Source organism: Dactylosporangium salmoneum (assembly GCF_039532525.1).
GTDB classification, from domain to species: Bacteria; Actinomycetota; Actinomycetes; order Mycobacteriales; family Micromonosporaceae; genus Dactylosporangium; species Dactylosporangium salmoneum.
The window spans coordinates 79,979-103,823 of record NZ_BAAARV010000019.1; the positions used below are offsets into that span (position 1 = coordinate 79,979).

19 protein-coding genes and 3 pseudogenes are annotated in these 23,845 nt (G+C 70.5%); 13 read left to right on the forward strand and 9 right to left on the reverse strand.

All coding sequences use genetic code 11. The features are described from left to right. Nucleotides 1-4: 4 nt before the first annotated feature. Both ABD352_RS10770 and ABD352_RS10775 read left to right on the forward strand, forming a co-directional pair. Nucleotides 5-1,150, forward strand: a complete 1,146-nt coding sequence (locus tag ABD352_RS10770) for a hypothetical protein (protein WP_344612132.1) — start codon at nucleotides 5-7, stop codon at nucleotides 1,148-1,150. Beyond that, the gene (locus ABD352_RS10775) at nucleotides 1,143-2,450 is read left to right on the forward strand and encodes a helicase-associated domain-containing protein (RefSeq protein WP_344612133.1); all 1,308 of its coding nucleotides are present in this window, start codon (nucleotides 1,143-1,145) and stop codon (nucleotides 2,448-2,450) included. Before ABD352_RS10770 ends, ABD352_RS10775 begins: the two co-directional genes overlap by 8 nt. A gap of 51 nt (nucleotides 2,451-2,501) precedes the next feature. Here ABD352_RS10775 and ABD352_RS10780 read toward each other — a convergent pair whose 3' ends face one another. Both ABD352_RS10780 and ABD352_RS10785 read right to left on the reverse strand, forming a co-directional pair. After that, nucleotides 2,502-2,834 (reverse strand): Uma2 family endonuclease, encoded by a 333-nt coding sequence (locus tag ABD352_RS10780; protein ID WP_344612134.1) that lies wholly within the window; start codon nucleotides 2,832-2,834, stop codon nucleotides 2,502-2,504. A 38-nt stretch (nucleotides 2,835-2,872) separates the two neighbouring features. Further along, on the reverse strand, nucleotides 2,873-5,233 hold the full coding sequence (locus ABD352_RS10785; protein WP_344612135.1) for a TOTE conflict system archaeo-eukaryotic primase domain-containing protein: 2,361 nt from the start codon (nucleotides 5,231-5,233) through the stop codon (nucleotides 2,873-2,875). Between the two features lie 330 nt (nucleotides 5,234-5,563). On the opposite strand from ABD352_RS10785, the pseudogene ABD352_RS10790 reads away from it, so the two are divergent. Both ABD352_RS10790 and ABD352_RS57575 read left to right on the forward strand, forming a co-directional pair. Next, nucleotides 5,564-6,884, forward strand: a pseudogene (locus tag ABD352_RS10790) (IS4 family transposase); the annotation flags it as partial. Nucleotides 6,885-7,385: 501 nt separating this feature from the next. Then, complete coding sequence (locus ABD352_RS57575; protein WP_425553520.1) at nucleotides 7,386-8,099, forward strand: IS3 family transposase; 714 nt, start codon at nucleotides 7,386-7,388, stop codon at nucleotides 8,097-8,099. Here ABD352_RS57575 and ABD352_RS10795 read toward each other — a convergent pair. Continuing rightward, a complete protein-coding gene (locus ABD352_RS10795) occupies nucleotides 8,078-8,263 on the reverse strand; it encodes a hypothetical protein (RefSeq protein WP_344612136.1) in 186 nt (61 codons plus the stop codon). The genes ABD352_RS57575 and ABD352_RS10795 overlap by 22 nt on opposite strands. On the opposite strand from ABD352_RS10795, the gene ABD352_RS10800 reads away from it, so the two are divergent. The 8 genes and pseudogenes from ABD352_RS10800 to ABD352_RS10835 all read left to right on the forward strand — a co-directional run bounded on the left by ABD352_RS10800 (nucleotide 8,262) and on the right by ABD352_RS10835 (nucleotide 17,801). Then, nucleotides 8,262-10,364 (forward strand): helicase HerA domain-containing protein, encoded by a 2,103-nt coding sequence (locus ABD352_RS10800; protein ID WP_425553525.1) that lies wholly within the window; start codon nucleotides 8,262-8,264, stop codon nucleotides 10,362-10,364. The two genes, ABD352_RS10795 and ABD352_RS10800, sit on opposite strands and share 2 nt — an antisense overlap. A gap of 357 nt (nucleotides 10,365-10,721) precedes the next feature. Continuing rightward, entirely contained in the window at nucleotides 10,722-10,898 is a 177-nt protein-coding gene (locus ABD352_RS10805) for a hypothetical protein (protein WP_344612138.1), read from the forward strand. A gap of 83 nt (nucleotides 10,899-10,981) precedes the next feature. Then, nucleotides 10,982-11,710, forward strand: a pseudogene (locus tag ABD352_RS57580) (GP88 family protein). A 52-nt stretch (nucleotides 11,711-11,762) separates the two neighbouring features. After that, nucleotides 11,763-12,320: pseudogene (locus tag ABD352_RS57585) on the forward strand (replication-relaxation family protein); the annotation flags it as partial. Nucleotides 12,321-12,355: 35 nt separating this feature from the next. Then, a complete protein-coding gene (locus tag ABD352_RS10820) occupies nucleotides 12,356-12,928 on the forward strand; it encodes a replication-relaxation family protein (protein WP_344612400.1) in 573 nt (190 codons plus the stop codon). A 254-nt stretch (nucleotides 12,929-13,182) separates the two neighbouring features. After that, nucleotides 13,183-13,623 (forward strand): hypothetical protein, encoded by a 441-nt coding sequence (locus ABD352_RS10825; RefSeq protein ID WP_344612141.1) that lies wholly within the window; start codon nucleotides 13,183-13,185, stop codon nucleotides 13,621-13,623. A 4-nt stretch (nucleotides 13,624-13,627) separates the two neighbouring features. Further along, entirely contained in the window at nucleotides 13,628-17,458 is a 3,831-nt protein-coding gene (locus ABD352_RS10830) for a tetratricopeptide repeat protein (RefSeq protein WP_344612142.1), read from the forward strand. Between the two features lie 10 nt (nucleotides 17,459-17,468). After that, entirely contained in the window at nucleotides 17,469-17,801 is a 333-nt protein-coding gene (locus tag ABD352_RS10835; protein ID WP_344612143.1) for a hypothetical protein, read from the forward strand. A 176-nt stretch (nucleotides 17,802-17,977) separates the two neighbouring features. Here ABD352_RS10835 and ABD352_RS10840 read toward each other — a convergent pair whose 3' ends face one another. The 6 genes from ABD352_RS10840 to ABD352_RS10865 form a co-directional block, all read right to left on the reverse strand. Next, nucleotides 17,978-18,700, reverse strand: a complete 723-nt coding sequence (locus ABD352_RS10840; protein WP_344612144.1) for a VIT1/CCC1 transporter family protein — start codon at nucleotides 18,698-18,700, stop codon at nucleotides 17,978-17,980. A 5-nt stretch (nucleotides 18,701-18,705) separates the two neighbouring features. Next, nucleotides 18,706-19,020: a hypothetical protein gene (locus ABD352_RS10845; RefSeq protein WP_344612145.1), complete on the reverse strand. Its 315-nt coding sequence runs from the start codon at nucleotides 19,018-19,020 to the stop codon at nucleotides 18,706-18,708. Between the two features lie 11 nt (nucleotides 19,021-19,031). After that, entirely contained in the window at nucleotides 19,032-19,631 is a 600-nt protein-coding gene (locus ABD352_RS10850; RefSeq protein WP_344612146.1) for a cation transporting ATPase C-terminal domain-containing protein, read from the reverse strand. Continuing rightward, complete coding sequence (locus ABD352_RS10855) at nucleotides 19,615-19,815, reverse strand: hypothetical protein (RefSeq protein ID WP_344612147.1); 201 nt, start codon at nucleotides 19,813-19,815, stop codon at nucleotides 19,615-19,617. The genes ABD352_RS10850 and ABD352_RS10855 overlap by 17 nt, the downstream gene beginning before the upstream one ends. Before the next feature lie 143 nt (nucleotides 19,816-19,958). Continuing rightward, a complete protein-coding gene (locus tag ABD352_RS10860) occupies nucleotides 19,959-20,765 on the reverse strand; it encodes a metallophosphoesterase family protein (RefSeq protein WP_344612148.1) in 807 nt (268 codons plus the stop codon). Continuing rightward, nucleotides 20,762-22,042: a diacylglycerol/lipid kinase family protein gene (locus ABD352_RS10865; RefSeq protein ID WP_344612149.1), complete on the reverse strand. Its 1,281-nt coding sequence runs from the start codon at nucleotides 22,040-22,042 to the stop codon at nucleotides 20,762-20,764. Before ABD352_RS10865 ends, ABD352_RS10860 begins: the two co-directional genes overlap by 4 nt. Before the next feature lie 457 nt (nucleotides 22,043-22,499). On the opposite strand from ABD352_RS10865, the gene ABD352_RS10870 reads away from it, so the two are divergent. Further along, complete coding sequence (locus ABD352_RS10870) at nucleotides 22,500-23,828, forward strand: MFS transporter (protein ID WP_344612150.1); 1,329 nt, start codon at nucleotides 22,500-22,502, stop codon at nucleotides 23,826-23,828. Nucleotides 23,829-23,845 lie beyond the last annotated feature (17 nt).

Genomic DNA, 23,845 nt, shown 5'->3' on the forward strand with positions numbered 1-23,845 from the left:
GCCGGTGAGCGAGTATCAGTACTACGAGTTCACCGTGGTCGACCAGGCCCTGACGGCCCGGCAGCGAAGCGAGCTGCGGTCGCTGTCGACCAGGGCAGAGATCACCGCCACCAGCTTCGTCAACACCTACGAGTGGGGTGACTTCAAAGGCGACCCACGCACGCTGATGGAGCGGTACTTCGACGCCCACCTGTACCTGGCGAACTGGGGCACCCGGCGGCTCCTGCTGCGGCTACCGAAGGCCGCCCTCGACCCGGCGACCGCCGCCGAATACTGCGCCGGGGACAGCGCATCTGCCTGGACGAACGGCAAGCACGTCATCATCTGCCTCAACCGCGAAGATGACGACGGTACCGATGAATGGGACATCGACGGGCACGGCATCCTCGGCTCTATCATCCCCGTGCGGGCCGACCTCGCGGCCGGCGACCTCCGCCTGCTCTACCTGGGCTGGTTGCGCTGCGTCCAATCGGGAGAGCGCGGCGACGACGAGCCGGAACCTGCCGTCCCAGCTGGTCTGGCCACGCTGAGCGCCGCGCTGACCGCCGCCGCCGAGTTCCTCTGCATCGACCCGGACCTCCTCGCCGCCGCGGCCGACGGCTCAGCCGCGGCCAGCGCGAGCCAGCCAACCGACGCGCAACTGCGGCAGTGGGTCACCGGGCTCCCAGCAGGCGACAAAGACGCGATCCTTGCCGCACTCATCACTGGCACGGACGGGCACCTCCGCGGGCAACTGCTGCACCGGTACCGCGTGGAGCATCCACCGCACCCATCGACGCCCGCACGCACCGCCGGGCAACTGCTCACCGCCGCCGCCGACCGGCGCGCCGAACGTGAACGCCAGCTCGCCGAACGCCAGGAACGCGACCGGCTCCGGCGGGAACGGTCCGCGGCGGCCGAACGGCAACGCCGCCTCGACGCACTCGCCGCCGACCAGGGATCTGCCTGGCAACAGGTCGACGCCCTCATCGCCACAAAGAAGCCACGCGAGTACGACACCGCCGTGCAGCTGCTCGTCGACCTCCGCGACGTCGCCGAACGCGACTGCGACCCTGCCCCGTTCCACCGTCGCCTGACCGAACTCCGGGCGACCCACGCCCGTAAGCCCAGCCTGCTTGAACGCTTGGACCTGGCCGGGCTCGATGGCTGACACCATCCGGCCCACCGCGGCAGCTGCCCAGGTCAACCTCCGCGCCGTGCTGCAGCTCGTCGCAGCCGGACGGCTGCGGTGCAGCGAAGCCACTCGCCGTCCGGCGGCAGCGACCGTCGCCGCAGTCGCCGACGTCCTCGACGGCGGGGACTTCTACCCGGGCGAGCCCATCGCGGCGTTCGCGTGGCCGCTGCTCGTTCAGGCCGGCGGACTCGCCGAACTTGCCGGCGGGAGGCTGCAGCTCACTGACCGTGGACGCGGCGCCCTGGCCAAGCCGGCCGCGACCACGATCCGGCAGCTATGGCGGTCCTGGGTCACCACCACCCTGCTGGACGAGTTCAACCGGGTCGAGGAGATCAAAGGCCAGCGCGCTGCGAACGTCCTCACCTCGGTCAAGACCCGTCGCAAGGCCGTCGCCACCGCCCTGGCCGCGTGTCCGTCCGACGAGTGGGTCACCATCGACGAACTGTTCACCACCATGCGCCGCCGCCGGGAGACCTGCCCGATCGTCGCCCGCAGCGAACGCGCCTTGTGGAAGCTGTACCTCATCGACCCCCAGTACGGCAGCCTCGGCTACAGCGGGCACGCCGACTGGCCGATCCTCGAAGGCCGCTACACCATGGCCGTGCTGTTCGAGTACGCCGCGACCCTCGGCCTCATCGACGTCGAGTACACCGATCCGGACGGTACACGCACCGACTACCACCACAACTGGGGCGGCGACGACCTCGACCGACTCAGCCGCTACGACGGCCTGCTCGCCGTCCGCCTCAACCCCCTCGGCAGCTACGCTCTCGGCCTGACCAGCGACTACCAACCGCCGGTCGACACCACGACGCCGCAGCGGACCCTCAAGGTCCTGCCCAACCTGGACATCGTCGCCGTCGGCGACCCCACCTGCGCCGACCGGCTCATCCTCGACGCCCACGCCGAACACACCAACGACCGCGTCTGGACGGTCCGCGCCGGCACACTGCTCGCGGCGATCGCAGCCGGCCACACCCTCGACCAGTTTGTCGGATTCCTCACCGAGCGAGCCACACACGACCTGCCGACGACCTTGACCACGCTGGTCAACGACGTGACCGCCCGCGCCACCAGCATCCGCGACCGAGGCGTCGTCCGCCTCATCGAATGCGCCGACCCGCCGCTCGCCACCCTCATCGCCCGCGACCGGAAACTACGCACCCTGTGCACCCTCGTGGGCGATCGCCACCTCGCGGTGCCGGTTGAACACGAGTCGCAGTTCCGAAACGCCCTGCGGACGCTCGGCCACACCCTCACCTCCCCGGCAGGCTGACTCGCGCCACGACCAGGAGCACACCAGGTCGGGTGATAATTGCAGGCAGCGTCAGATGCTCAGGTGGTCGGTGACCGAGGTGTTGAGCACCCACGCGAGCGGGGTGGCCGCCCGCATCTCGTAGCGGTCGCCGACCAGCCGGTACATCGTGACGGTCTGGCCGGCGTCCCGGTCGACCGTCCAATACTGGGGGATGCCCGCGCCGGCGTACTCCAGCGGCTTGGCCGCCTTGTCGACCGCTTCTGAGCCACGCGACACGATCTCCAGAACCCCCTCCGGGCTCAGCTCGTAACGGTGCCCGTGCGGGTCCGCGGCCATCATCGCCGCGAGGTCATCGAGCGTGGCGATGGCCGGCATGTGCCGGCCGACTGCGTCTGCGCTCATGCAAGAGAGTTTACGGGGTGACCCAGTTGGCGAGCCGCTCAAGGGCGGAAGCCGAGCGCACGGTAGCCCGGCATCCGGCGCTGCAGCGATACGGCGAGGATCGGAACGGCCGGGTCGTGGTAGTCGTGCACTTCGGCGGTGTCCTTGCCCGGGGCGGACCGGATGACCCGGCCGGCGCATTGGACGAGGAGGCCGTCGAAGGAGATCGGCGCGGCGAGGAACAGCGTGTCCAGGGCCGGCGCGTCAAAGCCTTCGCCGATGAACGGTGTCGTGCCGATGACCAGGACGCCGTCACCGGCCTTCGCCTCGGCCAAGCGGCGCACTGCAGCCCTCCGGTCAGTGGTGGACATGCCGCCCTGCAGCACCAGCGCCTGATGGCCACGCTCGGCGAGCATCGAGGTCAGGACGTCGACGTGCGCGACGCGGCGGGTCAGCACGAGACAGTTCCGGCCCCGGTCGAGGGCCGCGGTGAGGTCGCGGACGATCTGGGCGTTGCGATCCGGGTCGGCGACGAGGGCCCGGTGCGCGGCGGCGAGGACAGCGGCAGCGGACGGCTCCTGGTGGTCGTGGCGGAATCCGGTCTCGTGCACATGGAGCAGGCGCTGCGGTCCGCCGACATCGGCAAGGGCTTCCTCAAGCGTTCCGGGCTGGCCGGGCTTGATGCTGTGCCGTATGGGTCCGAGTTGCCACATGACGAGCTCGCCCAGTTTGTCGCGGCGGTCGGGCGTGGCGGTGAGCCCGAGCCAGAACTGTGCGCCGATCCGCTTCACGGAGTGGTCATAAGCAGCCGCCGCCAGGTGGTGGCACTCGTCCACGACAACGTGACCGTAGCCGCTGGTCAGCTCCGCGACGTCAGCGCGGCGGGCCAGCGATGGCAGCATCACGACGTCGACGACACCGCTGAGCTTGGTCCGCCCGCCGCCCAGTTGACCGGGGCGCACGCCAAGCAGCCGTTCGATCTGGGCCCGCCACTGCTCGGCGAGGGCCTTGCGGTCGACCAGCACGATCGTGGATGTGGCGCGTTCGGCGATCACCGCGCAGGCCATCACGGTCTTGCCCGATCCCGGCGGCGCGACCAGTACGCCGTCGTCGTGTGCGAGCAGGGCGCTGACGGCCGAGGTCTGCGTGGCGTTGAGTTCCGCGGCGAAGGCGACCTCGATCTCGCGGCCGGCGTTGCGGGCATCGGTCAGGGCGAGCCGGGATCCGGCCTGCTCGATCATGCGGCTGATCGTGTGGCGCAGCCCGCGCGGCAGGACGAGGCGGTCGTCGAGGGTGAGGTCGTAGCCGCGGACGAACCGGGGTGTGTCCCAGGTGGACTTCCGCAGCCGCTGCAGTTCGTAGAACTTCGGATTGGCCATCGACGCCGCGTGCTTGAACGTCGCCAGCGCGGCCGGCGTGAGCTGCGAAGCGTCCAGGCTCAAGCCGGCACTGAGCTCGGCTGCCACCACGACGGGCAACCGGGGTTGCACCCGTGTCGCCTCGGACCGGTGCACGGCCGTCACGGCGTTGCCGACCACCGCCCGGGTGGCGCCCTTCGCGATCCGGGCCGCGTCACCGGGGCTGAGCCGGTCCAGGGTCGACAGGAACGCCCACTGATCATCGTACGGCTCGAGGGTGCCCGGATCGAGGAACGCGGTGAGGCCGTCGCGGCGGCGACCACCGTGCAGCGGCGCCGCGATCAAGTTCCCGAAGCCGCCGTCCGGTAGCACGTCCTGGTTTGGGAACAGCCGGTCGTACGACGTCAGGTCCATCGAGCCGCGCAGCACCATCGCCTCGTGGATCAGCACCGTGCCCACCGACCGGGCCACCGTGGCCGCGACCGCCTCGGCGAAGAAGATCCACGTGTGCGCGCCCCGCCCGGACTGCGACATCTCCAACGCGGCCGGAACGCCCGCGCCGCGAGCCGCCTTCACATACGCGAGCGCATCGAGCATCGCCGTAGGCCCGTCGAAGTCGGCCGCCAGGAATCGGCACGTGTTGTCGCGCCACAGCGGATACAGCCCGAGGAACAATTTGCCGACCAGATGGTCCGCCAGCACCTCATTCGTCAGCGACAAGTACGCCGCGGAACGGCGATCCATGCCTTTGCGCCACCCGCCGGCCACCGCAGGCATCCACCCGTGCGCGCCGGTTCTGCCGTTCTCCCACCGCAGCGCGTACACGTCCGTGCGAGCGTGAAACCGGTCGGCGAACATTGCAAGCTTGTCCCTGACCGGTGACGACATCGTCACCAGACCCGGCGCAGCCACCGGCGCCGCGAGCTGCTCCGGCGCCGGTGCAGTATCCAAACCACGTAACTGCAGCAGACGAGCCAGCCGGGCATTCTCGGCACCCAACCGCTCCAGCTCCCGGCGCAGCCGGCCGATCTCGCCATCCACCGAAACGTCGAGCGAGCCCACCGCCGAATCGTCCCACAAGGCCGAAAAACACCATCACGTGGCCGCGGCGACAGGACACATTGAAGCGGCAGCGGTCAACGCTATAAGATTCTCGTATGGACACCTGCGTTGTGCAGGTTGCCACAAAGCGTGGGCTGGGGTCCCCCCTTCGACACACATTATTCACACCATCGATCGCCGGGGATGCTACCTCGGCGATCAGTGTTTCTGAGCCTGGGCGATAGGTGAGCTGGAGCCCGAGCCACAATGCCGCGTAGCTTAATTTGATCTTGGTGGTGTTCCGGCGTGTTGGGGTGACATTGACGGCGATGCCGGTTTGGATCGCGGGTCATGACCTCGGATGTGGTGGACCGGCCGGTGGTGCGTCCTGACCAGGTCACATTGGGTGTGTTGATCTCGCAGGTGCCGCGGGATGCGGTAGATGACGCGGTCGCGGTGTGCGGGGTGCGGGAGCAACGGGCGGATGGCAAGCTCCCGGCGCATGTGACCGCGTATCTGACCCTCGCCCTGGCCCTGTTTCCCGACGATGCCTACGAAGAGGTCGCCGCCAAGGTGACCGGGTCCCTCGACGGGTTCGGGGTGTGGAACGCGGGCTGGGCGGTGCCGACCTCCAGCGCGGTCACGCAGGCCCGTAAACGGCTGGGCCGTGACGTGTTCGCGGAGTTGTTCGAGCGCACGTGCGGGCCGGTCGCGGGCCGGGCTGGCCCGGCCGCTGCAGCGTCGGCGCTGGGTGCGGCGCGGGGCTCGTTCCTGCGCTCGTGGCGGCTCCTGGCCATCGACGGGTTCGAGGTCGACGTGCCGGACACACCCGCGAACGGCGCCGAGTTCGGCTATGGCAGCAACGGTGAGCGGCAGTCGTCATTCCCGAAGGCGCGGGTCGTCGCCCTGGCCGAGTGCGGCACCCACGCGTTCGTCGCTGCAGCCATCGGCGGGCACAACGAGGCGGAGAAGACCCTCGCGGCCAGGTTGTATTCGCGGCTGCGCGGTGACGAACTGCTGACCGCCGACCGCGGTTTTCTACTCCTGGCAGGCCTGGGCGAACGCTCAGGCCACCGGCGCGCAATTGGCGTGGCGGGCACCGACGAATCTGGACCCGCCCGTCATCAAAGTCCTGCCCGACGGCACCTACCTCAGCGTGCTGATCAAACCCGAGATCCGGTTCATCCCACGCCGGGAACGACTCCTGGCCGCCGCCCGCGCCGCCACCGATCTGCACAACCTCGACACCATCCCACACGCCTTCAACCAAACCGGCGAACCGATCGCGCACCTGGTCCGGGTCATCGAATACGACATCCCCGACCGCACCGGCAACGGCCACCACGAACTGATCGCCCTGACCACCACCATCCTCGACCCCGCCGACGCCCGCGCCGACGAACTCGCCGCCGCCTACCACCAGCGCTGGGAACAAGAAACCAGCCACGACCAGCTCAAAACCCACCTCCGCGGCCCCGGCCGCATCCTGCGCTCCCGGCTCCCCGACCTCGTCCACCAGGAAATCTGGGCCTACCTCATCGTCCACCACGCGATCACCGCCCTGATCGCCCAAGCCTCCGCCGCCGCCGACCTCGACCCAGACCGAATCTCCTTCACCCAAACCCTGCGCCTGATCCGCCGCACCGCCACCGGAACCGCCGCCATTCCCCCTCAGGACTGGACCGACAGACTCCCCGACCACCTCAACACCATCGCCGGACTCCGCATCCCACCACGCCGTGAACAGACCTGCCCCCGCGCCATCAAACGCGTCCGGCACTGCCACTACCGCCTCAAACAACCCGGCGAACCAGCCAGGGGACTTACCCCCTGGTCTTGGACACTTGAGACCTGGGCCGTGATGGTCCGGGTGGATAGGAGTCCTGGAACACGATGGTGATGAAGCACTACCCACCGCAGTTCAAGGCGTCGGGATCAACCGCGAGACGTTGCGCAGCTGGATCCGGCTCGACGACCAGCGCCGCGGCGTTACCGCCCCGCAGCCGCCGGGTCGGCTGGCTCGGTGGAGGCGGAGAACGCCGAGCTGCGCCGGCGGGTCCGGGAACTGGAAGAGGAGCGCGACATCCTGCGCAAGGCCGCCCGGTATTTCGCCGGGGAGACGCGCTGGTGAACCGCTCCCCGGTTCGTCGCCGAGCACCAGCGCCGTTATGGCGTGAAGCGGTTGTGCCAGGTCCTGGACATAGCCCGGTCCAGCTTCTACCACTGGCAGGCCACCGAGCCGGCCCGGGCCGAACGCCTCACCGCCGACCAGCAGCTGGCCGAACGTATCCGGGCGGTGCACGCCGCCTCCGACGGCACCTACGGCGCGCCACGGATCACCGCGGAGCTGCGCGAGCGCGGCGAGCGGGTCAACCACAAACGCATCGCCCGGCTCATGCGCGGTGCCGGACTGCAGGGGCTACGGCTGCGCCGCCGGCACCGCACCACCGTCCCAGACCCGGCCGCGGCCAAAGCGCCGGACCTGATCGGCCGTCGGCTGGGGGTTCAGCCAGCCGGGGCTGAGTGGTGCGCTGACGCCGGAGATAGGTCCAAGATCATCTACGTAGGGACGGCGACGACCTCTTGCGCTGTTCGGGAGTCATCGGTGCGGTGTCGGGCTGGGGTCAGCGCGAGGTGGATGACCTGGTTGCCGTCGGGCGTCCAGTCGGTGCACTGCAGCGGTGCGGTGACCCAGGGGCACGGCAGCGTAACTTGGCTCACTTGCCGGGAGACTCGGCCTGTCGGCCCTGTCGCCGGGCGGCAGGTCTGTGTCGCGGCCCCCGGGCATCGTGTCGCGGGTGACACGGCGCCGGCGCTGGCTCCGACGCCCCCTACCAAGATCGCTGTCGCTGCTGTCGCGGGGTGTCACGGCCGCCGGCCCGAATGACCGAAGATCACCAATGTGGTGCTGGTGGTCTGTCGCGGGGTGTCAGCGTCGCTGTCGCGGTCTGACGCCGTCGTGTCGCGGGCTGTCGCATAGGTGAAGGTGTCGCGGCCGTCGGTTGCGGGCAGCGGCACGATGTCGTGCAGGTCGGCCGGCGTGCTGAACATGTCGCGCTACCTGCAGGTCGGCGACGGCTACGCCGCTGTGCTGATCGTGACCGGCTACCCCGCCGAAGTCGGGGCGGCCTGGTTGGATCCGCTGCTGGGCTGGCCCGGCCGCCTCGACGTCGTGGTCCACGTCGACCCGCTCACCCCGCAGGTGGCCGCAGCCCGGCTGCGCAAGCAGCGGGCCCGGCTGGAGTCCAACCGGCGCACCGACACCGAGAAAGGGCGGCTGCTCGATCCCGCCGCCGAGGCCGCCGCCGAACTGGCAGACCGGATCGCCCGCGGCCACTCCAAGCTGTTCCGCGTCGGGCTGTACCTGTGCGTGCACGCGACGACCGTGGAGGAGTTGCAGGAGTCGATCGCCCACGTGCGGGCCGTCGCCGCCTCGGTGCTACTGGACACCCAGCCGGCGACCTGGCGACAGCTGCAGGGCTGGATCTCCACCCTCCCGCTGGCCACCGACAACCTCGGCATGCGCCGGGTCATGGACACCGAGGCCATCGCCACCATGTTCCCGCTCGCGTCGCCTGACCTGCCCGCCCCGCTGCCCGGCGAGCCAGCCCCGGCCGGTGGCATGCTCTACGGCGTCAACCCCGATTCGGCCGGGATCGTGTGGTGGGACCGGTGGAACCAGCACAACGCCAACAGCGTCGTTCTCGCCCGCAGCGGGGCAGGCAAGTCCTACTTCGTCAAACTGGGGGTACTCAGGTCGCTGGCCGACGGCGTGCACGTCTCGGTCATCGACCCGGACAACGAGTACCACCGGCTGGCCGGTGCCGTCGGCGGCATCACCATCCACCTCGGCGCCGGCGGCGTCCGCCTCAACCCGCTCGACATCCCGCCCGGCGACCGCCGCGACGACGCACTGACCCGCCGGGCGCTGTTCCTGCACACGCTCATCGCAATGCTGCCGGGCGAGCAACCCCCTCCGGCTGAACGCGCGGCGCTCGACAAGGCGATCATCGCCGCGTACGCCACCGCCGGGATCTCCAACGATCCCGACACCTGGCAACGGCAGGCGCCGCTGCTGCGCGACGTGTCAACGGCGCTTGCGGCCGACGGCAGCGACGCCGCACCCACCCTCGCCGCCCGGCTGACCCCCTGGATCTCGGGCAGCTTCAAGGAGTTGTTCGACGGTCCGACCACGACCGTCCCGCACGGGCAGCTGGTCGTGTGGTCGACCCGGCAGCTCGCCGACGAGCTGCGGGCCCCCGGGAACGCCACGCTCACGCTGGTTCCCTCGCTGTTGCAGGACAAGCAGTTCCGCGCGGCGTTCACCGCCGACCTGGACGATCCGGAAGGGCTGCTCGGGTTCTGGCAGTGGTTCGAGAGCACCCCGCCGCCGGTGCGCTCACAGGTCATCGGCCCGGTCCTGGCCCGGCTGCGCAGCTTCCTCACCCGTCCGTTCGTCGGACAGACCATCGGCGCCCCCCGCTCCACCGTTGACATGCGCCGCGTGATCGACGGCGGCAGTCTGCTGGCCCGCCTGCCCAAAGGCCAGATCGGCGAAGAGACTTCGCGGCTGATGGGGTCGTTCATCCTGGCCTCGGCGTGGCAGGCGGCCACCGCCCGCACCCGCATCGCGGAGCAGGACCGCCGCGACGCGGTGGCCTACATCGACGAGTCGCACAACTTCCTGAACCTGCCCGGCAGCGTCGGCGACATGCTCGCCGAAGCCCGCGGCTACCGCTTCGGGCTCGTCCTGGCGCACCAGAACCTCACCCAGATGCCGCGGGACACGCAGCTGGCCCTGAGCTCCAACGCCCGCAACAAGGTCTATTTCAGCTGCGCACCGGAGGACGCGCACCAACTCGCCCGGCACACCATGCCCGAGCTGTCCGAGCACGACCTCAGCCATTTGGACGCGTTCCAGGCCGCCCGCCGGCTCGTCGTCGACGGCCGCGAGACACCCTCGTTCACGCTGCTGACCCAGCCTGCCAAGCCCGTCGTCGACGAGACGACCGCAGTCCGGCAGGCCGCACTGGCCAACGTCGCCGACCCGGACAACGGTCCCGCCGCCATCGCCCGCCTCGCCGGTGTCAAGGCGCCGGACGACGCCACCACCCAACCGGACCCAACACCAGCAGCCGACAGCGCCGCGTGACCCAACAGCCACGCGGCGCTGTGCCGTGCTGCCCAACACGCATCGGGAGAACCCCTGTGAGCACGCCCAACACCACCGATCAGCCCGACCCGCAGCACCGTCGGCGGCTCGCCGACCAGATCGCTAACCAGCTCTACACCGCGAGGCTGCTCGGCGGAGCGGTCCGCATCATCCAACGCCATCCCTCCTACCTCAACCTGCGCCCGCAGCTGCACGACATCCTCACCGTCGCGCCGCAGATCGCCGCGGGCGGCGACCCCGAGCTCGTGCGGGTCGCTCCGGACCCCCAGCGGCGCCCTCGCTGTCATCCGGCTGCACGGGCCGGCGTGGAGCCTGATCCTGTCGGCCGGCCAGCCAATGCCCGACTGGCTGCTGGCCGTCCACGACGCCTACCCGCTGCACCTGCTGCCGCCGCGACGCGCCCGGCCAGGCCATCTGCAGGCCCTCGACCTTCGCGCTGACGTCCTCGCCCAGGCCGAGCTGGCCCGCATGTGCCAGCGCATCCACGCCGCCCTGCCGCCCGGCCCGGGCTGACGCCGTCCGGCGCGGCACCGGCGCTCGAACTGACGTACCGGCCGTGCTGCCTCCCCCTGCCCCTTCTCACCCGGGGGACACCCATGCCTGCATCCGTTGATACACAACCCTTCTCGCGGCCGAAACGGCTGCTCACCCAGAACCGCGAACTCAAAGCCATCGGCGTGTGGAACTGGACCCTGCCCGCCTGGGCCGGCCGGTTGCCCGACGGCCGCACCTACAACACCTGCCCGGCCGCCGGCACCACGCCAACCTCACCTTCGTGCTCGACGACCTGGCCGGGTGGGAGGTCGCCATGACCGCCGAGCTCGGCGCCCGCCGCCACCGCGGGGCGTGGATCCGCATCCACGACTCCGGGAGCTTCTTCAGCGACGGCCACCTGCAGGCGTGGCAGCGCATCTGCCGTGCCCGGCCCGACCAGACCTTCTACGCCGACACCAAGAAAGTCTCGCGCTTCCGGCGGCTGGTCGAACCCGAGCCGCCCGCCAACTTCCTCTGGGTCTCACTCCTACGGCGGCACCGAGGACCACCTGCTCGACCCGGCGGTCGACCGGGTGGCCGACGTGTTCCCCACCGAGGAGGCGTTCGCCGCGGCCAGCTTCTCCTCCCAGGGGGCCTCCGACCTGCTGGCGGTGATCGGCCCGCGGCTGGTCGGCATCCCCGCCAACCGCATCCCACGATTCGTCCGTACCCTCAACCGGCGCCGCTTCAGCCAATGGCAGGCCGACGAGGACATCCGCCTGCGACGGCGTGCAGCCGGCACAGCAACGCGCCCTCGAATCGCCACGGGGGAAGCGGTTCGAGAGCGCTGAACCTCAACGTACGCCGACACGCAGCCCGGCCTCAAGACCGGGCTGATCGATCTTGTCCGGCCCGGCCTGGACCCGGTCACCGGGTCGACCCACGACCCGGCCGGGACCCCACCTCATCAGGCCGACCCCAGGCCGACCCAGGCCACCCAACACCGCAGCTAGGAGCCCACGTGCCCAGAACCGACCCAACCCGACACTTCCCTACAGGGGAAGTCTCCCGACCGGGGACGCAGCCCATCGTGCTGCTACCTACCCCGACTCCGTCACCACCTCACCCGGTTCCACCCTCATCGACATCTCCCACCGCCTTCGCCCCCGCGACTACACCATCGCCGCCCTCCTGCATGAACACACCATGCTCACCACCGACCAACTCGCCACCATCCTGTTCACCAACCCCATCACCTGCCGACACCGACTCGGCGTTCTTCGCTCGATCGGCTATCTCGACCGGTTCATCCGCCGCAACCAGCCCGGATCGCCCAACGTCGTCTGCTGGGTCGCAGGTGGCCTCTCCGCGCGCCTGACCGCCCTGTCGACCGGGGACACACCACCCGCCCCGAAAGCACCCCGGGAACGGCAGGACCGCATCTACGCGAACCCCGCCCTCGACCACCTCATCGACACCAACTGGTTCGGCACCGCCTGCTGGCTCACAGCCGCGCCGACACCACCACCGCACTGCTGCGCTGGTGGTCCGAACGCACCACCGCCAACATGTTCGGCCAGCGCATCCACCCCGACGGGCACGGCGTCTGGACCGACGGCACACGCCAGGTCGGCTACTTCCTCGAACTGGACCGGGGCACCGAACCCATCGGCAAACTCGCCGACAAGCTCAGCTCCCACCGGCGGCTACGCGCCGAAGGCGGCCCGAGCTACCCGATCCTGTTCGCCCTGCCCAACCGCACCCGCGAGCAGAACCTGCACCGGCGGCTGGCCGAACGCCCCGAACCAAGCCTCGTCGTCGCCACCACCTCACCCGAGTCCGGCATCGACCCCGCCGATGCGGTCTGGCGGCTGGTCGGCAACGGCCGGCACCGCCTCGCCCTGGCCGATCTGCCGGTCAGCCACGGCCAGCCCGGCCCGCTCAACCCCGGACCGCCGGCAGCCGACCAGCATCCCCTGCACCACATGGGGACTGTGAGCGCGATAGTTGGCGAAGTTGAGTCCGCTAGTCGGCGAGGTCGATGTTGGGCGAGTTCGTCGGCGAGCTAGCGGAGGGCTTGGCGTAGCGCGGTGTAGTGGTGGCCAGGCTCGTCGGTGCGGGCGGGCCACCAGGCGCGGTCGATGTCGAGGCCGGAGTCCTGGGAGCGCCGGGGATGGTTGCGGGGCTGCGACGGTTAGGGGCGAAGGGGTGCTCGCCGCGGGTGACGTGGATCCAGATGGAGGCGGCAGCGGTGGCCCGTCCCGCCACAGTCTCGCTCCGATCGGCCGGTTTCCGCGGCCCTCGGTTTTCGTAGGCTGGCAGGGTGACCAACCTTCCCACGACCGTCGAAGGCATCGAAGACCTTGCCCGCGAAGGCGGCATAGCCGTCGTTGGCGCGATCGCCGGCGGCGCGATCGACCTGGTCAAAAAACGGATCAAGCAGATGTTCGCGCGGGCTGGCGTCCAGCCTGAGGGGCTGGAGACTCAACTGGACAACGATGCCGAGCTGATCGAGACGGCCGCCGAGGACGAACGGGCCGACGTAGGGGACGAGCTCGTGCCGCCGTGGCGTCGGCGGTTCCTTCGGCTGCTGCGCGAGGACGAGTCCGCGGCCGACGCGCTGCGCGGCATGATCGAGGAGGTTCGTGCGGCGCTGCCCGAAGCGGGTCAGTACTGGGTGCAGACCAACATTGCCCGCGACGGCTCGGCTGTCTATGCGGCGCAAGGCGGAAATGTCACTCACTACGAATCGCCCGAACTGTAACTCGATGTCACCGGCCGACTCCGGCGAGAGGCATTACCGGCAAGACGTCATCGCCGTCAACGGGTTCGCCTACGGGGTCCAGCACGCCGACATTCACGTGTTCGGCAACGGACAGCCGCTCTACCTGCTGGCCAACTGGCAGCCGGAGCCCGCCGCCGACCCGGCGTGGCTGTCCCAGCTGCCCAGCCGGATGCTCAACGCGCGCCGCGCGGTCGTCCCCTTCACCGGCCGCGACACCGACCTTGCCGCACTGCGGCGGTGGCGTGACGGTGGCCCGCGGCTCGGCGTGCGGTGGCTGCACGGTCCGGGCGGCCAGGGCAAGACCCGCCTCGCCGCCGAGCTCGCCGCCGAATCCCTAGCCGAGGGCTGGCGAGTGGTTGCCGCGTTCCACGGGCCCGACGCCGACCGGCCCGAGCCGGGGAGCCAGGACATGAGCCTGGCCGGGCAGGCCGGGCTGCTGGTAATCGTGGACTACGCCGACCGGTGGCTGCTGAGCAACCTCACCTGGCTGTTCAAGAACGCACTGCTGCACCGGTTCGGCGTGCCCACCCGTATTTTGATGGTCGCCCGCGGCCTCGACGCCTGGCCCGCGATCATGGGGATTCTCGACACGCATCAGGCCGACACCACCGACCAGCACCTGCCGGACCTGCCGCCCGACGACGGCCGTGCTGCGATGTTCACCACGGCCCGGAGCAGGTTCGCGGCCGTCTACGGAGGAATCGATCCCGACGCGCTGCCCGCGCCCGCGCGCATCGACGATCCGGAGTCGGAGTTCGGGCTCACCCTCGCTCTGCACATGGCCGCGCTGGTCGCCGTCGATGCCGCCGCACATGGCGAACGCCCACCTCAGGGAGCACACGCGCTGACCCGGTACCTGCTGAATCGGGAACAGCTGCACTGGGCCCGGCTCCATCGGGACGGCTACCCGACTGCGCCCGCGGTGATGAAGCAGGCCGTCTTCACCGCCGCGCTCACCGGCGCCATGGCTCGTCCTGCCGGGGTCGCCGTGCTCGAACGGCTGAAGATCGGAACGGACCCCGAGCAGGTCGTCGCCGACCACGCCGTATGCTATCCGCCCGCCGATCACGTCGAGCGCACCGTGCTGGAACCGCTATGCCCGGACCGGCTCGTCGAGGACTTCCTCGCCCTCGCCGTGCCTGGGCACGATCTCGGCTACCCGGCACACGACTGGGCGCCGGTGATCGCCGCCTCCATGTTGACATCTGGCTCCCCGGCCAGGGCCATGACCTATCTCGCGGCGGCCGCTCACCGATGGGAACACCTCGGACGCGACCATCTCTACCCACTGCTGCGCCAGCGACCCGATCTGGCTGTGGCGGCCGGTGGCGCCGCTCTGAACACCCTGGCCGCCGGCCGCCACATCGACATCGACACTCTCGAAGCACTGGATGCTGCCCTGCCTTCGGGCCGGCACGTCGACCTCGACATCGCCGCTGCCACCGTCACCGCCCGGCTCATCAGCCACCGCCTGGCCCGAGCCTCGGACGCTGCCGAGCAGGCCGATCTCTACCTCGCCCTTGCCCGGCGGCTCAACAATGCTGGCCGCACGACGGAGGCTCTGGGCATCGGGGAGCGGGCGGTCGCCATCTACCGGCGGCTGGCTGCGGCGGACCCCGATTCCTACAGCAATGTTCTTGCCTGGGCGATGAACGATCTCGTCTCCAACCTGGCGGGAACGGGTCGCCGGAAGGAGGCGCTGGCGCTGGCCGAGGAGGCCATCGGCATCGTGCAGCGGCAGACCGCGATCGGCCCCTACCTCATCGGTTCACTGATGATCAACCTGGGCCACCATCTGGCCGACCTGGGCCGACTGGACCAGGCCCTCACGGCGGTCGAGGAGGCGGTCGAGATCTCCCGGACGCTCGTCGCCGAGAACCCGGATCGCCCGGATCTCTTCCTTCCCGAACTGGCTCTCGCGGTGAACAACCTCAGCATCCATCTGGCCGACCTAGGTCGCCGGACGGAGTCGCTGGCCGCGGCGGAGGAAGCAGTCGCCATCTATCGGCGGCTGGCCGCGGCCAAGCCGGACACCTACCTGCCCGACCTCGCTATGGCGTTGACCAGTATGAGCGGAAGCCTGTCCATAACCGGTCGCCATGAGCAGGCCCTCGACGCGGCCGAGGAGGCGACGCCGATCCACCGGCGGCTTGCCGCCGCCAACCCTGAAGTCTTCCTGTCGGGCCTCGCCGGGGCTCTGGCCAACCTCGGAGTCCGCCTCTCCGCGGTAGGCCGTCGCGAGCAGGCGCTAGTCCCAGCCGAGGAGGCTGTCGCCTTATACCGGCAGCTGGCCGCGTCCAATTCGGACGTCCATCTCCCCAACCTCGCCAAGTCCCTGGCCATGCTAGGCGGCAGCCGGTTCGAGTTGGGCCGCCGAGAACAGTCCCTGGCCCCGGCCGAGGAAGCAGTCGCCATCTTCCGACGTCTGGCGGCCGCCATACCGGACGCCTACGCTTCCGATCTCGCCAGGGCGCTGAATAGCCTCGGCTTCGTCCTCTCCGCGCTCGGCCGCCAAGATCAGGCCCTGGCGACGGCCGAGGAGGCCGTCGCCATCTACCGGCGGCTGGCCGCGCAAACCCCGGACGCTCACGAGCCCGGTCTCGCCCACTCATTGACGAACATCAGCAGGCATCTGTCCGAGTTGGGCCGCCGGGATCAGGCGCTGGCCCCGGTGGAGGAGGCCGTCGCCATCTACCGGCGGCTGGCCGGGGTGAACCCAGACGCGTTCGAGCCCGCTCTCGCTGGATCGTTGCAGGCCCTCGTCGTCCGACTATCCGAACTCGGCCGGCAGCAGCAGGCGCTGGCCCCCGCGGAAGAGGCGGCAGCTATCCGCCGGCGTTTGGCCGCACAGATCCCGGACGCCTACCTGCCCGACCTCGCGGCATCACTCAACAACCTCTCCCTGGTGCTGTCCCAGTTGGGGCGTTGGGAGCATGCCTTGGTCTCGGCGGAAGAAGCGGTGGGCATCCAACGGCGCCTTGCCGCGGAGATCCCGAACGCCCACCGCACCGATCTGGCCGCGTCATTAGACAGCCTCAGCGGCGTCCTGGCGCACCTCGGACAGCAGGAGCGTGCCTTGGCACTCGCCGAAGAAGCCACCGCCATATTCCGGCAGGCGGCCGCGGCGAACCCGGACGCCTATATGGAGCGGGTCGCGGGGTCGTTGAGCAACCTCGGCATTCGCCTGTCCTCGCTGGGTCGCATGGACGAGGCCCTGACCACCACCGGGGAGGCCGCCGCCGTCTATCGCCAGTTGGCCGCGGCGAACCCGGACGCCTACGAGCCCGGTCTGGCCCGGTCCCTGTGCAGCCTGGGCATATTTTTGGCGCGGCTCGGCCAGCCGAAGCGGGCGATAGGCCCGACGCAAGAAGCGGTTGACACCTTCCGGCGCCTTGCCGCGGCGAGCCCCGACGCCTACGAGCCCCTTCTCGCCGTTTCGCTGAACGGCCTCGGCATGATGCTGTCCGACCTTGGTCGGCGGAAGCCAGCCCTGACTGCGGCCGAGGAGGCCGTCGCCCTCCTCCGGCGACTCGCCGTGAGCGATCCGACCACCCACCTGCCCGGTCTCGCGAAGGCGCTGAGCTCTTACGCACTGGTCTGCGTGAAGGTGGATACCAACCTGCCCCAGGCTCTGGAAGCGGTCACCGAGGCGGTTGGCCTCCTCGGGCCGCTGGCAAAACAATTTCCGCAGGCATTCGGCGGCCTGTTGTTTTCGTCGTACCGAACCCTCGCCGACGTGCTCACCCGACTCGGCCGCACCGACGAGGCGGCCGATCTGCGTCGGCACATCGCACAAGCGGCGAACGCCGGATAACCGACCAAGGTTGTGGGATTCGGGCCTCAACCTTGCCAAACAAGCGAACTCACCTTCGCCCGAGCTCCGGCAGTATGCCGCTGACAAGGCTCTGGCCCGGATCGTGGACGTGATCTTTACATATCAACAGACCGGCGTGGTCACGCGCGGCGCCCCAGCCACGAACGCTCGGGTCACCGGCATATCACCTGCCGACACGCCAACCCAGGTCGCGATCGCCGACTGTGGCGACTCTACGAACTGGACCAAGCACAAGAAGGCCACTGGCGAGCTGATTCAGGACGATCCACGGGGACGGCGCAACATCACCGCCCTGGTCGGGGCTGGTTCAAACAGCGACTGAAGCGGCCCACTACGCTTTCCGCGACAACCCCGCCGCGCCCGGCAGCCGATGAGCGTCAGCAGGCGGTGGTCCGGCGTACCGTGACCGCGGTGCCGTCGTCGGAGGCGTCCGCCAAGCCGCGGGGAGCCCCGGATACCGATCAATCGACGGCGGTAAGGGGCTACATCCCATGCAGGTCACCCGACGGCCGCGCCGACCAGATGCCCGATGCCGAAGGTGACCGCCATCGCCAGCGCACCACCGACCAGCAGGCGTACCACCGCCCGGGTCAGGCTCGCGGAGCCCAAATAGGCGCTGACCGCCCCGGTCAACGCCAACGCCGCCAACACCACCGCAAACGCCACAGGGACCCGGACGCCGGCGGGCGGCAGCAAGATCGCCACCAGCGGCAGCACCGAGCCGAGCGTGAACGCCAGCGCCGAAGCCCCGGCCGCCTGCCACGGATCCGACAGCTCCCCCGGGTCGATGCCGAGTTCGGCCTCGGCGTGGGCGGCAAACGCGTCGTTCGCGGTCAGCTCGACCGCCACTTGCCGCGCGGTCGCCTCCGACAGACCCTTCCCGACGTAGATCCCGGTGAGCTCGTCGAGCTCGGCCTGCGGGTCGGCCACCAACTCCGCCCGCTCTTTACCCAGCAACGCCCGCTCGGTGTCACGTTGGCTGCTGACTGACACATACTCGCCCAGCGCCATCGACACCGCCCCGGCCACCAGACCAGCCACCCCAGCGGTGAGAATCGCCGCGGTCGCGGTCGTCGCGCCAGCCACACCGACCACCAACCCCGCCGTGGACACGATGCCGTCATTGGCGCCGAGCACGCCCGCACGCAACCAGTTCAGCCGCCCGGCCAGCCCGCCACGATGCGGTTCGCCGGGATGCCCGGTAAGGACAGGTCCTTCCACGCGTCTCAGCCTAGCCATCGCCGGGAGTCACGCCGGGTTGATGGTCCCGGCCAGGTACGGTTGAAGGTCATCCGACGCTCATCCGTGCGGAGGGTGGTGGCCAGTGCTGAAGTAGGCCGCGCGGCGGCGGTGGTGGCGGCGGGCCGTACGGCTGCGGCCGTGGGCGGGCGCGGCGGTGCGCCGTAGAACATCCGCTTGCCCGCCTCGGTGAGGGCGAGATAGCAGACGATCATGCCGACCAGGACGTTGAAGAGGCCGCCAGGCAGCGGCTGGAACCCGAGGGTGGACCCGAGTGGGCTGCCCAGCAGTAGGGCACCCACGGCGAGGGCGGTCAGGGCCAGCGCCTGGCTGGGCTGACTGCGCAGGAACGGGATACGCCGGGTACGGATCGCGAAAATGACCAGCGTCTGCGTCGCCAGGGACTCGACGAACCAACCGGCATGAACAGATCCGGGCCGGCGTGGAAGACCCACAGCAAGACGGCGAAGGTGGCGAAGTCGAACACCGAGCTGATCGGGCCGAAGTACAGCATGAACCGGCGAATGAACCGGATGTCCCAGTGCGACGGCCGGCGCAACTGCTCCTCGTCGACATTGCCCGTAGGGTTGGCCAGCTGGCTGGTGTCGTAGAGCAGGTTGTTGAGCAGGATCTGGGACGGCAGCATCGGCAGGAACGGCAAGAACAGCGACGCACCCGCCGCGCTGAACATGTTGCTGAAGTTGCTGGACGTGCCCATCAGCACGTACTTGATGGTGTTGGCGAACATCCGCCGGCCCTCGACCACGCCATCGGCCAGCACGTCGAGGTCCTTCTCCAGCAGGATCACGTCGGCGGCGTCCTTGGCCACGCCGGTGGCCGAGTCGACCGAGATGCCCACGTCGGCCGCGTGCAGGGCGAGGGCGTCGTTGACACCGTCACCGAGGAACGCCACCCCGCCGATCGCCGCCCGCTGCAGGCGGACCAGACGCGACTTGTGCTCCGGGGCTGACCCGGGCGAACACGGTCGTCGCCGGAATCGCGGCGGCAAACGCGGCATCATCGAGGCGGTCAATGCCCGTGCCGGTGAGCGCACCGGCCACCGGCAGGCCCAGGTCCTGGCACACCTTCACGGCCACGGTCGCGTTGTCCCCGGTAACGATCTTGACAGCGATGCCGCGCCCGGCGAGACAGTCGCTCGAACTCTTCCGGACTGGGCAAGTGAGCCTCGACCTCGGCCAGTGGCTTGTGTGCGTCGTCGCCGCAGCATCGGTGATCGTGCTCACCAAGGCGCGCAAGGCCGTCCTGCGCCGCGCTCGACGCTGACGACGCGACCGGTCCGCCACTCCCCGGCGATCTCGTACCGCTGCTCCACGCGGATGTGGGCGGCATCGACGCGGATGACGTTCCACGAGCGGGGCACCCCCCTCAGCCGTGTGCTCGTCGCGGTCCCGGCCACCACCTCGGCCAGCCGGTGTCCGGACGGCAGGTCGATCGCGCGCATGGCCGGTACGTGCGTGTGCCCGGCCAGGACGATGTCGACGCGCGCGGCGGCGGCCGCACGCATCAGCGCCGCGCGGCCGAGCATCCTGGCCAGGCCGGCGGCCGACGGCGGATGATGGAGCGCCAGCAGGCGGAGCGCGCCAGCCGGCGCCGACCCGAGGAAAGCCTCGACCAGTGCGGACTGCTCGCCGCTCACCCGCCCGCTCTTCCAGCGCCAGCGGGGCATCGTCTGCAGCCCGAGCGCCCTCACGCCGGGCAGGTCGAGCCGTGGGTCGAGCTCCGCATCGATCCACGTGCGGTAGCGGGCATACGGTGCGACGAGGCGGCCGAGCGCGAGTAGCGGGATGTCGTGGTTCCCGGTCACCACAAGACGTGGCGCCGGAAGCCGCTCGAGGACGGCGCGGGCTTGCGAGAACTGGCTGGTCCGCGCGCGCATCGTGCAGTCGCCGGTGACGACCAGCAGCGCGGGAGCGGTGGCCGAGACGTCGTCCACCAGCGCCTGCACAACTTGGGGCGGGTTTGCCCCAATGTGCAGATCCGACACGTGCGCGATGACCAGCGGCGGCCGCGTCGGGCCGGCGTTCACGGCCGGCCCCGGCCGGCGGGGAAGGCGAGCCGGCCGAGCCGGCGCCAGTCCAGCGGGGGGCGCGGCCGGCGGCCCGGCCGGTTGCGCGGCACCCGGACCCGCAGCGCGCCGGGCTGGATGCGGCATCGGACCGGCGTGGACAGCCGGGCCGGCTCGCCATCGACACCGGCCGGGATCCACGGCGTGTCCGCGTCAACGACGGCATCGTCGGTTGTGCAACGGGTAAGCCCCTTCGAGCGGCCGCCGCGCATGAGCCGGACCGCGTCGGTGGCGCTGTTCGCGCTGACGGCGAGCACGCCGAGCACACCGTCGGTGAGGCGTTCGCGCCGGCCCGTGCCGATGACGTCGTTGACCGCGTACGGGTTGTTGCTCACCAGAATCGCCTGCGGCCCGGACACGAGCGTCTGCCCGGCGCGCAGCCGCAGGGGCGGGTCGTGTCCGGCGGTCAGCAGGTCGGGCAGCAGCTCCAACGCGGTGCCCGCCTTGTCGTCGCGGTAGGCCGGGCTCTGCACGAGCGCGGCGTACACGCCGAACGAGGCGTTGTTGACGAACATCCGGTCATCGACGAGCCCGACGTCGGTGCGGATCTCGACGCCGTTGGTGAGCGCGTCCAGGCAGCTCGCCGGGTCGGCGCGGTCCAGCCCGAGGTCCATCGCGAAGTGGTTGCGCGTGCCGGCGGGGATCACCAGGAACGGCAGGTCGTTGTCCACGGCGACCGCGGCGACCGCGGCCTGGGTGCCGTCGCCTCCGGCCACACCGAGCAGGTCGGCGCCGGCGCGCACGGCCCGGCGGGCGAGCCCGGCGACGTCGGCGGTACCCGCCTCGTCCAGCAGCACGACCTCGGCGCCGAGCGCGCGGGCCTTGCGCGCCAGGTCGCATCGCTGCACCTTCCCGCCTCCCGATCGGGGGTTCATGATGAGGAACGGGTGTCGCGGTGGCGAGACCTCGGACCCACGGGCGTCCTCGGCCCGGCCGGTCCGCCGCAGCGCAGCCCCGCCCGCCGCCGCCGCCGCGATGCTCAGCGCACCGCAGGTCAGCACCAGCCACAGCAGCCCGGCCCGGACGTACAGCGTCACCACCGTCACCGGCGCGGCGATCGTGACGGCGGCCGCGGCGAGGCGCCGCAGGCCGCGGCGGGCGAGGAACCACCACAGACCGGCGACGCCGGTCGCCGCGCCGACGGCTCCGACCGCGAGCAGCCCGATCCCTCGCAGTCCCGCGACGCCGACGAGCAGCCCGACGACCGCCGCGGCCGCGGCAAACGCCGCTCGCGCCAACCACCTCGCGGCACGGTCGCCGGTCGTCGAACGACACTGGTCCATTCGCGTACCGCCTTCCCCAGCCAGTGTCTCTCGCCCTCGCGGCCGGTCCGGTAGGTCCCGCGGGGATGAGGCCCACGGGCAACCCCGGCCGCGGCTGGCACCACCGCCGGCTCGCCGCCGTTCACCCGCGGCGGGGGATGATCCGCGGCCAGCGTGATCCTGTACGCCCTCACCGCCCGCTGGGAAGAGGTGCGGCCCGTCACCGGCGCCGAGCGGCCCCAGCACTGACAGGGACGGTTCGACCACCTACCCCGTCGCCCAGCGTCACGCCCGGCTGTCCGCTCATCGCCGCTCCGTTAGGTACCCGTCGGTGCGGGTAGCGGTCCGATCAATGCCGCTCAGACTGTTTGAAGCACTCTTCGGCGGGCCGGCGCGGACCCGGGTAATCCTGTTGTTCTCTGGCGTGTTCGCCATGGGCTCCGCGGATCTCGGCATGCTTGGCGCGCTGGCCCGGGAGCTCGAGGACGCCTTCCGCATCAGCCACACGCAGCTCGGCCTGCTGGCGACCATGTCGTCCGGGGTCGGCGCGCTCGCCGCGATCCCGATGGGGGCGCTCGCCGACCACGTCACCCGGGTACGGCTGCTGATCTACACGATCATCCTATGGAGCGTGGCCCTCCTCGTCGGCGGGGCGGCCCAGTCATACCTGTGGCTGCTGCTCTCCCGGCTCGCGTTGGGCGGTGCGATCGCGGCGGGCGGGCCGCTGCTCGCCTCCCTGACTGGCGATCTCATTCCGGCCGACGAACGGGCGAAGGTGTACGGCTGGATCCTGAGCGGCGAGATGATCGGCGCGGGCATCGGGCTGATCGTCGGTGGCAACATCGGCGCGGCGGTGTCCTGGCGGTATGGATTCTGGCTGCTCGGCCTCCTCGGCCTCGGGCTGGCCGTCGCCTTGTACCGGTGGTTGCCCGAACCCGCCCGCGGCGGGGCGAGCCGGCTGCCTCCCGGCGCGCGCGAGATCCCGCTGGCTGCCCCCGTCCGGATGCGCGGCAATCCCCTGGCAGTACCACATGACACCGGGGGTGCCAACGTCCTGCGGCAGGCCTGGCGGTCGCTCGGCGGGGCAATCGCCTACATCCTGCGCATCCCGACGATCCGGATCCTCATCGCCGCGTCGTCGGCCGGATACTTCTTCTTCGCCGGCCTGCGCACCTTCAGCGTGGTCTTTGTGCAGAGCTGGTCCGGCGTCAACATGCGCGAGCTGACCGGTCTCGTCGTGGCGGTGGGTGCGGGCGCACTCGCCGGCACGGTGCTCGGCGGGCGGCTGGCCGACCGGCTGCTGCACAGCGGCCACCCGAACGCCAGGATCATGGTTCCGGCCGTGGCGTACACGGCGACGGCGCTGCTGTTCGCGCCCGGCCTGGCGAGCGCGTCGGCGGCGTTCGCCCTGCCGTTGCTCATCCTGGGCGCGGCGATGCTGGGCGCGGCGAACCCGCCGTTGGACGCGGCCCGGCTCGACATCGTCACGCCCTGGCTGTGGGGGCGCGCGGAGAGCGCACGGACGGTCCTGAGCCTCACCGCGCAGGCGCTCGGCCCCGTGTGCTTCGGCCTCGTCGCGGACACGCTGGCGGGCCGGGGCGCGACGAGCCGGACGACCAGCCTGCGCGACGCCTTCTTGATCATGCTCGTTCCGCTGCTGGCCAACGGGCTGATCATGCTCTCGGCGCGGCACACCTACCTGACGGACAAGGAGGCGGCACACCGAGCCGGCGCCACCGAGTGCGCCCCGGCCGTCGACTGACGGCGGCTTCCGCTCGC